This window comes from Vibrio sp. 10N.237.312.B06 (genome assembly GCF_041464685.1).
Taxonomy (GTDB): Bacteria; Pseudomonadota; Gammaproteobacteria; order Enterobacterales; family Vibrionaceae; genus Vibrio; species Vibrio tasmaniensis_A.
This window is the reverse complement of the sequence record NZ_JBFSPI010000111.1, coordinates 1-14734: the sequence shown is the minus strand read 5'-3', so window position 1 is coordinate 14734 and position 14734 is coordinate 1. Positions and strand designations below refer to the sequence as shown.

Genomic DNA, 14734 nt, shown 5'->3' with positions numbered 1-14734 from the left:
AACTCTTTACCATGCTGTTCAAAAAACACTCACGAAAGATCAACACGCCCTAATAAATGCAAACTGAAACAATACGCTGCATTTATAGAAGTGTGTTGATCTAAAGGAAATTTGATGAGCTCTTATTCTCACGTTCGCAGTTACGCCAGTTTATTCAGTGCCTTATCGTTGGCGCTTGCATCAGCTCCGAGTGCCGCTGATATATCAACAACGCCCGTCATTGGTGGCGTGTTTAGCTCCAGTGAAGTGTTGAAAAATCAGGTGCTTTCAAGCCTAAGTTATTCTGCCAAACTCACTCGTGATGCAGCTCTTTTCACCATTGGTGGCGTTACATTAGATGCGTATATTCTCGCTCTCCCTTTAGATGTCAAAACCAAAGCCAGAGTCGTTGCTCAGTTATCTAACCCGACGTACTCAATTCCTTTGGGTTATTTTCTCTATAGTTATTACGACCGCTATTCAGGCTTGGGCAGTGAAGATGTGTTCAAATCTTACTTGTCGACGGTTTATGATAAGCAGGCGCTAAAGGGCTTTGAACATAGCCTTTATCATGTTGGAGATAAGCCAACCTCAGAGCATCACGAGCCAGATACCTCGACTGAAGCAACGGGGCATCATGAAGGTATTCGTATCGATGAACAGTTCATTGCCAACATGGTGGTTATCTACGATGCGTTATTCGAAATTGGTGTTTGGCAGGATATGGACACGCTCCCTGCGAATTACACATACTTAACCAATAGCCCTGAAGATCTAGCGATCATCGCTCAGATTCAACCGATCATCGTTGATTTGATCGGTAAAGCGGCATTGGGCATGGATGAAGGTGACATGAAGTCTGCTATGCTGGCGATTGCAGAAGATGGCAAACCAGAAAACGCTGATAAACCGAATAACAAAGCACAAGCTCTTACCATCACTCTCATTGATTTTGTGCGCTTAAACTTGCTTAAAGCTTATCGACAATTTGTGTTTAAAGAAGAGCGTGCAGAAGCGCTCGATGATTGGATGCAACAAGCGTTCAGTGACCAGCCTGATGCGCTCATTCAATTCTTAGAATCCCAACAGCAAAAACGTTTTGCGGTCCAAGTGACCGTCGATGGTTTACAGCAAGGATTGCTCGAGGGGTTGGTCGATGAGAATGCGCCTTTCATCTCAGTGGCTTACCAAAATCATAAAAACCGAGCGCAATACAAACCTCAGCTAGAAACGGTGATTGAGCCTGAGCATCAACAGCAGGTTCGGTTCATGGAAGTTCTATCAGAACAAACCTACCGTGATCCGAATTACCTTCCGTTCTTCAAAAATCTCTATCAAGAGCATCGAGGCAATATTAGCCGAGTGGGTATCTCTTCAACTCCCACAATCAGCGTACGTAACCTACCTATCATTAAAACGGGCGCAAAAGTGTCGGGGCAAGGTGGCACTGGCATCCCTAATTTCCACTTTGTCGACCGAGAGATCGACCGAGCGTATTACTTCTTTGGTAATGATGCCCTGCAGTTAGATGTGTTGATGGCAGACAACAAGGTTCAAACCATGTTTGATCGCCTTGATTACCTTAAAACGCTGAACTGTAACGCTCAATATGATTGGAATGCTCACACCACTTACGATGGGTTAGTAAACCTAGGTTTGGGTGAGTCACTGCGTGATTATGGTGAGAAACGTTGCGTGAAAGAGCTTCAAGAACGTTCAGAAGTCGAAGTGGTTTTGCAAGAAAAGCGTCAAGCCTTGATTGAAGATATTGAAGCGTATCAGTCTATATCTGGCTTTGATTTTTTCACTAAGTTTTCAAAGAGAGCTCTGGTTAAACAGTCTATCACTCAGTTTGCCGAGTTAGATGGAAAAGGGATGCCAGACTACACCTTGGTTTATAACCCATGGCCGGATCACTTCGCGCACTTTACCGGTCCTTTTAGTGACGAAATTCTGATGCCGACTGGAGAGCTTAACCGACTGGACTATTGGATTCGCCAGATTGAAGCGACCTACCGCAGTGCCGGCGTTTACGATAAAACGCTATGGGGCATGGCAGGGGATCATGGTTTAACGCCGGTGTTCTACGCACTCAATCCCGAAAAGCAGGTATTTGAAGGCTTACAAGCAGAGCTAGATTATCCAATTGTGGTTAAGAAGATATCTTCGGACGAGGGGGAAGGGCCTAAGATTACCAATGCTCTAAGCTACCCAAGCTCGAAGGAATTGGATGTGGTGGTCGCCTCGACTGCTGGTGGTAACTTCATGATGGACTTCTTTAATTCGGCTCAAGGGTGGCAGGTTCAGCCGGTTTACCAAGAACTCACGCAGTGGTCTCCGATTGCAGCGCCAGCTGGTCAGAATATCGATATCATTAATCAGATAGCGCAACGCTTGCCTGAAAGTCTTGATTATATGGTCGTAAGAGAAAGCACATGTGATCAACAACGCTGCGCTGTTCGTGTGATTGGCAATCGTGATTTAAAACGGGTCGATGAATTGATCACACGTGAAGGTGACAAGCTTTTCTATGAGTCATTGGAAGACAACCGAGCGCCAATTTTGCTCAATACGCAAAGGTTAAATCCATACCTAGCATCACCAAGCGAAGCTGATTTTGCACAGTATTCTCAATTGGTAGAAAAATGTATTAACCGAGCGGTTAAGGCGGATGTGACAACCTGGTGTAGCAGTGCTGAATGGACTTCATTGACGCAACCAACACCTCGACCAGATTCAGTAAATCAACTGGCTAATATCTACCTTGAAGATAGGGCTGGCACGGTTAACTTGTTCCCTAAAGCGGGAATTGGTTACAACACCAAGGTACCAGGGCGTCATGCTGGTGAGGATTACTTAGAGAAAGATGCCTTCATCGGATTCTGGGGAGCGCCAATTGGCGATAACTCTCAGCAATTGAAAATCGAAGCTAATGGCTCTTTGGCTCCAACGCTGTTTGAGTATTTGACCGGAGAACCTGTGGTCGAAGGCGAGAACGGTTGGGGCTTTCCGTCGTTGCTGAATAAGTTGGATGTGTCTAAGAATAATTAAACTCTATTATCTATCGTTTAGGTTACGATACCGTAAAGCGAATCTAATGTGGCTTTTATTAGCCACTTTAGACTTCAATAAACTGCTCAATACAATCGATGTTTAGTTTGCTTGGGGCACCTACTAAATATCTTAACTAACGACACCTTTCCAATACCTCTTCACGGCATAACACATTTTAAATAAAGTGATGCTGTTCACGCTTTCTTGACTCCCAATTCTGAACTAAGAATTTTTCCTAGTTATTCTAAGACCCTCTCTCATGCGGTCGCTTTTTAGACTCCTTATTATTTCATCATCGAATTGCAAAGAGTGCATGGTCAGTAATGTTCCGTGCAGACCTCATCAATAATAAGAGAGTTCACAATGTTAAAGTTCCTAGATCAGGTTAGAAAACCGACGCTGGATCTTCCGGTCGAAACTAGAAGAAAAATGTGGTTTAAACCATTCCTACAATCGTACCTAGTCGTATTCATTGGCTATTTGACCATGTATTTAATCCGTAAGAACTTCAATGTCGCGCAAAACGACATGATTTCTACTTATGGATTATCAATGACCGATCTAGGTCTTATTGGTCTTGGCTTTTCAATTACTTATGGTATTGGTAAAACGGTTGTTTCCTACTACGCGGATGGCAAAAACACCAAGCAGTTCCTGCCATTCATGCTTATCCTATCTGGCCTTGCCATGTTGGGCTTTAGCTTCAGCTTGGGTGGAGGCAGCGCTAGCTTATTCATGATGGTTGCCTTCTACGCATTGAGTGGTTTCTTTCAAAGTACCGGTGGTCCTTCAAGTTATTCGACTATTACTAAATGGACGCCTCGTAATAAGCGTGGGTCGTATTTAGGTCTTTGGAACATGTCACACAACGTAGGTGGTGCAGGTGCTGCTGGTGTAGCGCTGTTTGGCGCTAACTACTTTTTTGATGGCAACGTAATTGGTATGTTCGTGTTCCCATCGATCATCGCGATTGTGGTTGGTTTTATTGGGATGCGTTTTGGTAACGACTCTCCAGAAGCATACGGTTTAGGTACAGTTGAAGAGTTGTTTGACGAAGAAATCAGCGAAGAAGATACTATTGCTGAAGAAAATCAAATGACTAAGAAAGAGATCTTTGTTGAATATATCCTTAAAAACAAAGTGATCTGGTTACTCTGCTTCGCGAATATCTTTTTGTACATTGTTCGTATCGGTATCGATCAATGGTCTACAGTTTATGCGTATCAAGAGTTAGGTCTATCAAAAGAAACGGCTATTTCAGGCTTTACTCTGTTTGAAGTTGGCGCTCTGGTCGGTACATTAATGTGGGGTTATTTATCAGACCTTGCTAACGGACGTCGTGCTTTAGTTGCTTGTGTATCGCTTGGACTGATTATTGTATCTCTAGAGTTTTATCAGCATGCAACGAGCGAGTTCATGTACCTAGCATCACTATTCGTACTTGGCTTCCTAGTATTCGGTCCTCAACTGTTGATTGGTGTTGCTGCGGTAGGTTTTGTTCCTAAGAAAGCAATCAGTGTGGCTGATGGCGTGAAAGGCACATTTGCTTACCTAATTGGTGACAGTTTTGCCAAACTTGGCCTAGGCATGATTGCAGACGGAACGCCTATTTTCGGCTTAACAGGTTGGAAAGGGACATTTGCAGCACTCGATACTTCTGCTGCCATTTGTATTGTTTTACTGTTGTTCGTTGCTATTGCGGAAGAGAAGAAGATTCGTCACGCGAAGAAGATGCACCTAGCGGCTCAAAACGCGTAGCTTGTCTGAGTACTTGTTCTCGCAAAGAGAGTTTCGGGTAGATAGTTTCACGTGCTTTATTGGTTTAAAGCACGTGAGATCATACCAATCGTTAGTTCGATTCAGTATCATCTCTACCAATAAACTTAATTTTAGATAGCTCCTGTTGGGGCTATTTTTCTTTCTCACTCTTAATTTTGGTTAATATCATGATTAATGTTGCGCTTGTTGATGACCACGTCATTGTTCGATCTGGCTTCGCTCAATTACTCAGTCTTGAAACTGATATAACGGTCGTGGGGGAGTTTAACTCTGCGGCAGAAGCGCGCCTCGGACTGCCAAGTTGTCACCCTGATGTCGTTATCTTGGATATTTCAATGCAAGATGAAAGTGGCCTGAGCTTATTGGAAGAGATTCCATCTGGCATTGCTAGTATTATGTTGAGCGTACATGACTCTCCGGCGATGGTTGAAAAGTCATTAGAGTTAGGAGCTAAAGGTTATCTCAGTAAACGCTGTAGCCCTGATGAGTTAATTCAGGCCGTACACACGAGCGCAAATGGCGGCTGCTACCTTACGCCAGATATCGCCATAAAACTTGCGACACCAATGAAGAATAAAGCCTCGTTAAATCAGCTCACCCGCAGGGAAAGCGAAGTGTGCCAGTTATTGGCGACAGGGCTCGACGTGAAATCTATTGCTGTCGAGTTAGGGGTTAGCCATAAAACGGTACATGTGCACCGTGCCAATGCCATGGACAAACTCAATGTTAAGAACAACGTTGAGTTAGCTAAATTGTTCGCTCAAGACCAGTACTAATGCGTTCTTATCTAGCCACCTCCTTATGCGGGGTTTTTATGGCTGTCTGTGCATGGTTCTGTTTATGGGTTATTGCCTTCTATTTCATTAATGACCCTGAGTTAGCCATTCTGCTTTTCCCATTCTCACTCCGGTTAGGAATGACGCTGCACACTCGCACTCACTATTGGCCTGCTATCTATATTGCAGAGTGGGGGCTCGCGATTGCCCTAGCTCTCCTACTTGATGAACCTCAATGGCTGACGATACTAATCGCCAGTGGACTAAGTATTCCAGCCACTCTAATTGCCAAACGTTATTATTCTGGTGACCTGAATCGTCACTTGTTGGTGATGGCGAGCTTAATCATGGTCACAGCACTCATCAATGTTGCCGCGGTCAGTTCTCATGTTCCGGCTGTTTACATGGTGTGGTTGGTGAGCACCACAGGTGGTTTGATGTTAGTGCCGATGTGTTATCTGGTATGGAATTACCTATTCCAAAATAAGTGGGCGCCACTGAGCTCTTACTTAATCAACAATGTCATTGAGTTCAAAATCCGTCACATCGCTTTATACAGCCTCTTGTTGGTCGTCAGTATTTTGATACAAACCAGTTTGCCAGATGAGCTAAGGCGCTTCGCCCCGTTCTGTATGGCTATCCCTATTATCTTGCTCGCCGTTCGTTATGGATGGCAAGGCGCCTTGCTCGCTACCCTGCTAAATAGCGTCGCGTTGATTGCAGCCCACAGTGGCACGTCCAAACTCGAAATTACTGATTTACTCTTGTCTCTTTCCGCTCAGACCATCACAGGTATTTTGCTTGGTTTAGCTGTTCAAAAACAAAAAGATCTCAACTCGAAATTACGCAGTGAGCTCTCTAGGAATCAAAACCTTTCCCGTCAGCTAATCACGGCTGAAGAATCGGTTCGTCGTGATATTGCCCGTGAGTTACATGATGAGATAGGCCAGAACATCACGGCAATTCGGACTCAAGCGAGCATTATCAAACGTGTCGATGCGGCTGAAATGAGCGTTCGCTGTGCTGGTACGATTGAATCATTGTCGTTGAATGTTTATGACACCACCAAGCGTTTGCTAACAAAGCTAAGACCAAAAATGTTGGACGACCTTGACCTGAAGGACTCCGTTGAACAGCTCATACGGGAAATGGAGTTTTCAGATCACGGCGTTGATATCCAGCTAAATTGGCACGGTGACTACTCATGTTTGAGTGACACGCTCAAGGTTACTCTCTTCCGACTGTGCCAAGAGTCTTTAAACAATGCCCACAAATATGCTGAAGCAAGTGAAATTAGAATAGAACTGATTCTAGATGATCAAGCTTATCTTCGAATTACAGACAATGGTGTTGGTTTTACAGCGCAGGATCTTCTCAAAGGAATGGGTGTTCGTGGTATGCAAGAGCGTGTTCAGGCGCTCGGTGGCAAGATGGCAATCAACGCTAATGACTCTTCTTCGGGTACTAATATCAGCGTTACATTACCTAAAGTGTGAGAACGAATATGTTTGGATTTCTGCGCTCAACAACGTCAAAAAGTCATACTCTAAGCGATGATGAGGTCAATCAGCGTTATCGTTATTGGCGTCTTCACATCATGATAGGAATGTATGTCGGCTATGCAGGTTTTTACTTCACTCGTAAAACCTTTAATTATGCCGCGCCAGCCATGATCACCGATCTTGGCTTAGACAAAGGCGATATCGGCTTGATTGGCACGCTCTTTTATCTTTCTTACGGCTTATCTAAGTTTATTTCAGGCACCATATCGGATCGGTCGAACCCGCGTTACTTCATGGGGCTCGGCCTAATCGCGACAGGCTTGATCAATATCGCGTTTGGTTTTTCTAGTTCGTTGGCGGCTTTTATATCGCTTTGGGTGCTTAATGCATGGTTCCAAGGCTGGGGCTGGCCATCGTGTTCCAAGTTATTGACGACCTGGTATTCTCGCTCCGAAAGAGGCTTTCGCTGGGCTATATGGAATACAGCACACAACGTTGGTGGGGCATTGATTCCTATTCTCGTCGGCTATCTAACTCTCCAATACAGTTGGCGATCTGGGTTTATATGGCCGGGTGTGATTGGTGTTTTTATTGGTCTTATCGTCTGTTTGCGCTTACGTGATAAGCCCACGACCATGGGGCTTCCGACGGTAGGGAAGTGGCGCAATGACCATCTAGAATTGGCGCAAGAGAGCCATGGGCAAGGGTTAAGCTATCGAGAGATCCTGAAAGCCTATGTGTTCAGCAATAAGTACATTTGGCTGCTCGCCTTTAGCTATGTGTTGGTTTACATCGTAAGAACGGCAGTTAACGACTGGGGCAATTTATATCTCACCGAAGAGCACGATTATAGTTTGATAAACGCCAACGCTGCGTTGTCTCTGTTTGAGATTGGCGGTTTCGTTGGTTCACTTGTTGCTGGATGGGGATCGGATAGGCTGTTTGGTGGTAACCGTGGTCCCATGAATATCCTGTTCGCGATTGGTATCTTCCTCTCGGTATCCGCTTTATGGCTTATGCCTCTAACCAACTTTGTGTTTCAAGCGGCTGGGCTGTTTTGTGTAGGCTTTTTTGTGTTTGGCCCTCAAATGCTAATAGGTATGGCTGCCGCGGAATGCTCACATAAAGACTCCGCAGGAGCTGCGACAGGCTTTGTTGGCTTATTTGCCTATATGGGTGCAGCACTTTCTGGCTACCCATTAGCGCTCGTTCTAGAAACTTATGGTTGGAGTGGGTTCTTCATTACCATCTCGACTTGTGCGGCCGTTATTGGCTTGCTGCTACTGCCTTTCCTACAAGCCCAATCGCCTCAGAAAAGTGCAGAGGTTCGCTCTGGCTTTTAAGGGATTTCTTCGTAAATAAGATAGCTGCTAATGGTCCTCTGGTTATTATGCAGCTGCCCTATCTTCAGCATTTTTTATACGTAGCATTCAAATGTGACTCTTTTCACGCTTTTCATGGTTCTCACCTGTTTCTAAGAATTTTTCCTATTGCGTCTAAGACCTCATCTCATGTGGGTTCTAGCTGCTCTCTGTAGTCTTTCTAATTATTTACGTTATTAGAAATTAGCTCTCTGAATTGTGTTCAAAGGGCTCACTACGGAAAACGCCATGTCACTCAGCCACTTCTCAGAATACTCATTTTTCCCAATGGAAAACACCATCCAAAATTATGCATGGGGGAGTATTTCTTCGATACGTGAACTGTTTGGCTTTAAGAATGAGTCACAAGAGCCGCAAGCGGAAGTTTGGATGGGAGCGCATCCAAAAGGTTGCTCAATGGTTAAGCTTGACCAACATTTGGTGCCTCTCTCTGAGCTGATTAACAAGAATAAACCCGCTTATTTATCTACTGATATTGCGCAGGAGTTCGGTGAACTGCCGTTCTTGTTTAAGATCTTGGCAGCGGAAAAAGCGCTATCGGTCCAGGTCCACCCAAACAAGCACCAAGCCGAGTTAGGCTTTGCGAGAGAGGAGCAAGCAGGAATCCCTCTGACTGCAGGGCATCGTAATTACAAAGACTCTAACCATAAACCTGAATTGGTTTACGCGATCACTGAATACCAAGCGATGAATGGCTTTCGAGAATTTAACGAAATATTAGGTTTGTTCAGAAGATTAGACTCTAGCGTGCTCGCTGGCTTGATTGAAGAGTTTGGGACCCACCTTGACTCTCTAGGTTTAGAAGCGTTTTTCCGTGATCTATTAACGCTTAATGACCAATGTAAACATCAAGCACTAGAGCAACTTCTGACTTACGCAGAGGCTCACCAAGATCAAACAGAATTTGCATTGATCATTGAACTTAGCCATCAGTACCCGAACGATATCGGTCTGTTTTGTGTTCTGCTGCTTAACTTGATCACACTAAAGCCAGGTGAAGCGATGTATTTGAATGCGAACACTCCGCACGCTTACATTAAAGGTACCGGGCTTGAGATTATGGCAAATTCAGACAACGTGCTACGAGCAGGTTTAACGCCAAAACACATTGATGTCGCTGAGTTAGTCGCCTGCACAAAATTCACGCCAATTCCGTTCGAAGGCTTGTTGTTAGAGCCATCAAAACTGGGTAAATGTGATTGTTATGATATCCCGGTCAGTGACTTCAATTTCAATATCTTTCATCGTCCTCATCAAGAAGAAGTTATCACAAGTGGCGCTGAAATTTTAATGGCAATAGATGATGACCTAGTGCTAATGAGTCAGAAAGGCGAGCACTTAACCCTCACCAAAGGGCAATCGGTATTTATCCCAGCTTATATTGGCCATTACGAATTGAGCAGCAAAGGGCGAGTGGCGAGAGCGTTTAATTAGCGAAGTCGCTTCTAGTTTAAATAGAGAGTCATCCCCACGAAATTAGTATCACTATCATCAACAATTTGGTAGTCAAGCGCCTGATAAAAACTGATGGCGCGGGTGTTACTTCTAAAGCTCGACAGAGTGACTTGGTTTCGTTGCTCTTGATGGGCTTTTTCGTGGATGCGTGACATGACTTTTTTACCAATAGACTGATCTTGGTATTGATGGGAAATGATCAGAAGGTGAACATGGTATGCGTTGTCATAAGGCTTAAAACACACAAGTCCAACCCTTTGTTTTCCTAGGTATACCCAATGAAACCAAGAGGGATTGTACTCGTTTAAAAGTCGTTGACGTTGGAAGTCGTCATCCCATCCGAAAACGCTATCAACGTGTATGAAAAGCCCTTGCTTAACACACGCAAACAGTTCTTCGAATTCGAGATTTGAAACGAGCTGGAATTGTATGTTCTCTTCTTCTATTGTCACTCTGCTCACTTCCTTATCAAACGCTTTCGAATAAGCAAACAGTAACATAATTGAAGAAGCCGAATTAGCTTAGATTTGCGCTGTTATGAAACCAAAAAGCCATGCGTAGTGCATGGCTTAGAATAAAGTATCGGATTGATTTTTCTATACGATCTTAAGCGCGTGATGGCGCGTGAGCTGTTTGTGTAGCGAGTCTTTTAGCTCCATGCGTTCTACTTTGAGGTTGTGCATGCTGTCGTCATCGATAGGGCTGCCAGAGATTTCTAGCTGACGGATGTCGTAGTCGAGTTGGTGGTATTTTTGCATGTCTGCTTTGAATTTTTCGTCGTCGTGGTTGAGCTGAACAATGTCTAATTTAAGATCTGGGAAATCTAAGATAAAGGCATGGTTTTCATTGAGCATTGGCACTTCCTCTCTAGTCGGATTTTTAGGGCGTGTTGATCTTTCGAGCTTGTTTTTGCGGCGAATTGCTGGGTATTTCTACAAGGCAGAGGCTTTGATGTGTAGCTAGCCTACATGAGAGGCCGATAACGTAGTAGAAATAACCAGCAAACGCTGCCCGAAGGGTTCGGCTAAAAGCGTTTTACTCTTTGTTAAGGGAGATTTGCTTAGAATGACTAGGCTACTTCTCCCTCGCCGCGATTAAAACGCTTTTATCTCGAACAAAATCCAACCGCGGAAGGTCAACACGCCCTGACAGTATAGAAGCAATTTATCGAAAGAAATGTGGTTCAAAACACAAAGCCGTAAAGCGATCAAAAAAGGGCACAAACTCGAGGAATCATCTTCGAACTTGCGCCCTTTTGTATGTATATAGCTAACTATTTATAGTTATATGTTTAGAATCCTAAGAGTTTAAAGCAGAGCGTTTACTTCGCTTTCTTGCCAGAGCGTTGCTGCTCTTTGTGTGCAAGCTTCTCTTTCTTACGTTGATCGATAAGGTGAGCAGCATCGCCGCCTACGTGGGTTTCGCCACGAGCATTCGACAATTGAACTTGTTTTTCACGTTCGCGGAAACGCGCTTTCTGCTCGTCGCTGTGCTTATCAACACACTTAGGGCAGCTTACGCCTTTCTCAAAGTGCTCAGACGCTTTGTCTTCGTCTGTGATTGGCAAACGACATGCGTTACACACATCGTAACCGCTCTTCTCTAGCTGGTGGTTAACTGCAACACGACCATCAAATACGTAGCAGTCGCCTTCCCACATGCTCTCTTCTTCTGGTACTTCTTCTAGGTACTTAAGAATGCCGCCTTCAAGGTGGTAAACCTCATCAAAGCCTTGCTCTTTCATGTAGGCTGTTGATTTTTCACAACGAATACCACCAGTACAGAACATCGCGACTTTCTTGTGCTTCTTAGGATCAAGGTTGTCTTCAACGTATTGAGGGAATTCACGGAAGGTTTCAGTGTTTGGGTTTACAGCATTTTTGAATGTACCGATATCGACTTCGTAGTCGTTACGAGTATCAACCAGAATCACATCAGGATCAGAAATCAGAGCGTTCCACTCGTTTGGTTTCACGTAAGTGCCGACAACGTGGCGTGGGTCGATACCCTCAACGCCCATGGTTACAATCTCTTTCTTAAGCTTAACCTTGGTGCGGTTGAATGGTTGTTCTTCGTTGAACGACTCTTTGTAAACAACATCAGCCAAACGAGAATCTTGTTTGAACCATTGAAGAAGGGCGTCGATAGATTCGCGCTTACCTGCAACAGTGCCGTTGATGCCTTCACTTGCAAGTAGCAAAGTACCGCGGATTTGGTTGGCTTCTAACACTTCGGTTAATGGCTGGCGAATTTCTTGGTAATCATCAAGTGCTACGAATTTATACAGAGCACATACAACATATTGAGACATGGTTTTTCCTTTCTGCGAGCTGGAACGTAAATCCAGAGCGGTTGCCTTTTATGATACATACTGAGTTTGATTTACTCAGGTTTGTCCATATTGGCTTATTAAAATCCGCCGCAGTATAACCAAGCCAAGGAAGGACAAAAACCAACCAAAAGTAGGGCTATTTATCATTTCAATTTGTATGGTTTATGGACTAAGAAATGCAATGAAATCGTTTTATCTGGTTCGAATTACAACACGTATTCCTAAACCAAAAAGGCCCTGCTGTAAAAATACAGCAGGGCCTTGGTATCTAGTCCGTTTTACTTAATCGGTGATTACGCTTGGTTAAGTACTTCAGCTAAGCGTTTGACCGCTTCCGTCAATTCTTCTGGATTGGCGTTGGTGAAGTTTAAGCGCAGTGCGGCTTTTGCTTCATCGGCCTTTGGATAGAATACTGGGCTTGGTACAACAGCCACACCATTCGATAATAGAGTTTTAGCCAATTCGAAGGTGTCGCACTCTGGGATTTCAACCCAAATGAACATTCCGCCATCAACGGATTTTAATACACAGTCAGTAGGCAACTGTTTTTCTAGCTCTGAAAACAGCACTTCATAACGAGACTTGTAAAGGGTACGAATGTTTTCCATGTGCAGGTTGAAATCTTCATGTTTTAGAAGACCAACAAGCAGCGCTTGCATAGGTACACTTGAGTGTAAGTCAGCACCTTGCTTCACTTTGATCAGTGGCTCAAGGTAGCTGCGTTTACCTGTTACCGCGCCAATACGTAAACCTGGCGATGCAATTTTAGAGAATGAACGAAGAACGATAGAGTTGTCAGGGCAGAACGAAGAAACCATTGGCAGCTCAGTGCCTGTAAAGCGTAGCTCGCGGTAAGGCGCATCTTCAATGAATGCCACATTGTATTTGATACACAGCTCAGCCACTTTTTGACGAGTTTCTGTTGTCCAGCACACACCTGTTGGGTTGTGAAAATCAGGCACGGCGTAGAACATTTTCGGTGATTGCTCTGCAAAGCACGTTTCTAGTTCGTCTAGATTTGGACCAAATTCTGTTTGAGACACAGTCACAATGTTCGCTTGAACTAGACCAAACACTTGCATCGCACCCAAGTAGCTTGGCGCTTCCATCACAACCACATCATTCGGATCAACATACGCTCGTGCAATCAAATCCAAACCTTGCTGAGAACCGGTACAGATCATTGCTGTGTGAGTCTCTGGCAATTGGTAGCTTTGCGTAAGGTGATCAAGCAACGGGCCGTAACCCGCAGTAGAACCGTATTGGAAAACTTCAGGCATGTTCGCTAAGTTTTCTAGCGTTGGCTTCATTAAATCGATAGGGAATGTTTTCTCGTCCGGTAAACCACCGGCCAATGAGATGACATTTGGATCGCTTGCGGCTGCGAGGATCTCTCGAATGTATGAAGATTGAATCTGTTGTAATGACTGTGCGATTTCCATGTGTTGTGTCTCGTCGTTTTTCGTTTTTATTCTATCGCTTGATATTACACGGCAATTGTAAAAACTAGCGTGTCCGTTTATGCTCTTAAACATGTCCATTTATGCTATTTAAACGATGTCACGACAACACTTATCCCGAATCAATGATGTTCTGTTCCATATTCATCAAGACATCAGTCAGCCTTTGTCGGCAAAAGCGCTCTCCGAGATTGCGGCTTATTCAGAACAACACTTCCACCGCACCTTTAAAAGCGTGGTTGGGGAGTCGCTACATCAGTACATTCGACGCACTCGAATGGAGTATGCGGCCAATCAATTGATGTTCGATACCACGTCGTCAGTGGTAGAGATTGCTAGCAAATGTGGCTTTAGTTCGGTGTCATCTTTCAGCCGAGCATTCAAAGCGACCTTTAACATGTCACCCGGAGAATGGCGTAAACACGACTTACAGATAGCAGAAAAACCCTACTTGAAAGATCCCGAAGTCGCGGCGGGCTATTTGAACGTGGCGCAGCGAGTGTTACCTGAACCTAAGATCGTTGAAACACCAGAGCGCATGGCGGCTTATGTTCGACATACGGGTTATAACCGTTCTATTCGCAACGCGTGGCTGATATTGAAAGCGTGGGCGAATTCCGAACAGCGCGACTTTTCGAGCCAATTTGGTTTGCATCACTCAAACCCTGCTTGGGTTGAAATGGATCAGTGTCGCTATGTAGCGTGTATCGCGATAGATGAACCGATTAAGTATCGCAGTGTCGTGAACCAGATGGTGATTCCGGGTGGTTTACATGCTGTATTTCGACTGAATGGCCGTTATGGTGAGCTGCTACCACAGATCAGTATGGTGTTAGAAAAGTGGCTACCTACGTCTGGCTTCAAGCAGCGTTCCACTCCGGCTTATGTGCATTATCATCAGAATCATTTTCTAAACAGTGATGAAGTGTTTGAGCTTGATTTCTATCTCCCTGTGAGTTTTTATTAGGGCGTGTTGATCTTTGCTGTACATTTCGCGTTCAACAATACATCGGTA

Annotated in this window: 11 protein-coding genes; 7 read left to right on the top strand and 4 right to left on the bottom strand. The window is 44.4% G+C overall.

All coding sequences use genetic code 11. The features are described 5' to 3' along the window. The first annotated feature begins 114 nt into the window (after positions 1–114). From AB6C75_RS21075 to manA, 6 genes are all read left to right on the top strand, one after another. On the top strand, positions 115–3030 hold the full coding sequence (locus AB6C75_RS21075; protein WP_372109081.1) for an alkaline phosphatase family protein: 2916 nt from the start codon (positions 115–117) through the stop codon (positions 3028–3030). Between the two features lie 366 nt (positions 3031–3396). Continuing rightward, entirely contained in the window at positions 3397–4791 is a 1395-nt protein-coding gene (uhpT, locus tag AB6C75_RS21070) for a hexose-6-phosphate:phosphate antiporter (protein ID WP_009846131.1), read from the top strand. A gap of 188 nt (positions 4792–4979) precedes the next feature. Further along, positions 4980–5588: a transcriptional regulator UhpA gene (uhpA, locus tag AB6C75_RS21065; protein ID WP_009846132.1), complete on the top strand. Its 609-nt coding sequence runs from the start codon at positions 4980–4982 to the stop codon at positions 5586–5588. Continuing rightward, positions 5588–7084: a signal transduction histidine-protein kinase/phosphatase UhpB gene (uhpB, locus tag AB6C75_RS21060; RefSeq protein WP_372109078.1), complete on the top strand. Its 1497-nt coding sequence runs from the start codon at positions 5588–5590 to the stop codon at positions 7082–7084. The genes uhpA and uhpB overlap by 1 nt, the downstream gene beginning before the upstream one ends. Before the next feature lie 8 nt (positions 7085–7092). Next, positions 7093–8433: an MFS transporter gene (locus tag AB6C75_RS21055; RefSeq protein WP_372049896.1), complete on the top strand. Its 1341-nt coding sequence runs from the start codon at positions 7093–7095 to the stop codon at positions 8431–8433. A gap of 267 nt (positions 8434–8700) precedes the next feature. Then, positions 8701–9906 (top strand): mannose-6-phosphate isomerase, class I, encoded by a 1206-nt coding sequence (gene manA / locus AB6C75_RS21050; RefSeq protein ID WP_372049897.1) that lies wholly within the window; start codon positions 8701–8703, stop codon positions 9904–9906. Between the two features lie 11 nt (positions 9907–9917). Here manA and AB6C75_RS21045 read toward each other — a convergent pair whose 3' ends face one another. From AB6C75_RS21045 to AB6C75_RS21030, 4 genes are all read right to left on the bottom strand, one after another. Continuing rightward, the gene (locus tag AB6C75_RS21045) at positions 9918–10427 is read right to left on the bottom strand and encodes an N-acetyltransferase (RefSeq protein WP_083994609.1); all 510 of its coding nucleotides are present in this window, start codon (positions 10425–10427) and stop codon (positions 9918–9920) included. A 96-nt stretch (positions 10428–10523) separates the two neighbouring features. Next, complete coding sequence (locus AB6C75_RS21040) at positions 10524–10781, bottom strand: YdcH family protein (protein ID WP_009846137.1); 258 nt, start codon at positions 10779–10781, stop codon at positions 10524–10526. Between the two features lie 467 nt (positions 10782–11248). After that, positions 11249–12238 (bottom strand): rhodanese-related sulfurtransferase, encoded by a 990-nt coding sequence (locus tag AB6C75_RS21035; protein WP_372109075.1) that lies wholly within the window; start codon positions 12236–12238, stop codon positions 11249–11251. 314 nt (positions 12239–12552) lie between these two features. Beyond that, positions 12553–13701, bottom strand: a complete 1149-nt coding sequence (locus AB6C75_RS21030; RefSeq protein ID WP_372109074.1) for a PLP-dependent aminotransferase family protein — start codon at positions 13699–13701, stop codon at positions 12553–12555. Positions 13702–13816: 115 nt separating this feature from the next. Here AB6C75_RS21030 and AB6C75_RS21025 point away from each other — a divergent pair, with 115 nt between their 5' ends. Then, positions 13817–14686 (top strand): GyrI-like domain-containing protein, encoded by an 870-nt coding sequence (locus tag AB6C75_RS21025; RefSeq protein ID WP_009846140.1) that lies wholly within the window; start codon positions 13817–13819, stop codon positions 14684–14686. The last annotated feature ends 48 nt before the right edge of the window (positions 14687–14734 follow it).

Excerpts from the sequence above, each read along its gene's own strand:
- AB6C75_RS21075 (WP_372109081.1), top strand. The coding sequence starts at position 115 with ATGAGCTCTTATTCTCACGTTCGCAGTTACGCCAGTTTATTCAGTGCC.
- uhpT (WP_009846131.1), top strand. The coding sequence starts at position 3,397 with ATGTTAAAGTTCCTAGATCAGGTTAGAAAACCGACGCTGGATCTTCCG.
- uhpA (WP_009846132.1), top strand. The coding sequence starts at position 4,980 with ATGATTAATGTTGCGCTTGTTGATGACCACGTCATTGTTCGATCTGGC.
- uhpB (WP_372109078.1), top strand. The coding sequence starts at position 5,588 with ATGCGTTCTTATCTAGCCACCTCCTTATGCGGGGTTTTTATGGCTGTC.
- AB6C75_RS21055 (WP_372049896.1), top strand. The coding sequence starts at position 7,093 with ATGTTTGGATTTCTGCGCTCAACAACGTCAAAAAGTCATACTCTAAGC.
- manA (WP_372049897.1), top strand. The coding sequence starts at position 8,701 with ATGTCACTCAGCCACTTCTCAGAATACTCATTTTTCCCAATGGAAAAC.
- AB6C75_RS21045 (WP_083994609.1), bottom strand. The coding sequence starts at position 10,427 with ATGTTACTGTTTGCTTATTCGAAAGCGTTTGATAAGGAAGTGAGCAGA.
- AB6C75_RS21040 (WP_009846137.1), bottom strand. The coding sequence starts at position 10,781 with ATGCTCAATGAAAACCATGCCTTTATCTTAGATTTCCCAGATCTTAAA.
- AB6C75_RS21035 (WP_372109075.1), bottom strand. The coding sequence starts at position 12,238 with ATGTCTCAATATGTTGTATGTGCTCTGTATAAATTCGTAGCACTTGAT.
- AB6C75_RS21030 (WP_372109074.1), bottom strand. The coding sequence starts at position 13,701 with ATGGAAATCGCACAGTCATTACAACAGATTCAATCTTCATACATTCGA.
- AB6C75_RS21025 (WP_009846140.1), top strand. The coding sequence starts at position 13,817 with ATGTCACGACAACACTTATCCCGAATCAATGATGTTCTGTTCCATATT.